The sequence below is a fragment of the Pseudoalteromonas sp. CO342X genome (assembly GCF_004208915.1).
Classification (GTDB): Bacteria; Pseudomonadota; Gammaproteobacteria; order Enterobacterales; family Alteromonadaceae; genus Pseudoalteromonas; species Pseudoalteromonas maricaloris.
Genome location: NZ_SGPH01000073.1, coordinates 1 through 508 on the forward strand (window position 1 = coordinate 1; position 508 = coordinate 508).

Sequence of the window (508 nt, forward strand, 5' to 3'; positions counted from 1 at the left end):
TGCCGCCGCTGGCGATCCAGTACGGCGATTATGCCCACTGGCAGCGCAACTACTTGCAGGGAGCTGTGCTGAATGAACAGCTGGCTTACTGGGAAAAGCAGCTTGCCGACTTGCCGGTTCTGCACAGCCTGCCGCTAGATCACCCCAGACCGGCGGTGCAAAGCTTTGCCGGTAATCTCTATGTCTCAAGGATAGAACAAGCGACACACCAGCGCTTGATGGCCATGTGCCAAGAACGAGGCGCCACGTTGTTTATGGGATTGCATGCCGTTTTTTCTGTGTTATTAGCCCGCTACAGCAATGAGCAGGATATCGTTGTCGGCACGCCAGTGGCAAACCGGGAGCAGGTGGAAGTAGCCGGTTTGATAGGTTTCTTCGTCAATACTCTGGTGCTGCGGAGTAACTTATCTGATAACCCGAGTTTTCATGCGCTGTTAGAACAAAGTAAAAACATGCTGCTTGACGCTTATGCCCATCAGCAAGTGCCGTTTGAACAAATCGTCGAACG

At 52.8% G+C, this 508-nt stretch carries 1 protein-coding gene; it reads left to right on the plus strand.

The window, feature by feature from the left end; translation table 11 throughout:
* Nucleotides 1-508 (plus strand): condensation domain-containing protein (locus EXT47_RS23650; protein ID WP_240701675.1); only part of this gene is annotated, 508 nt, incomplete at both ends.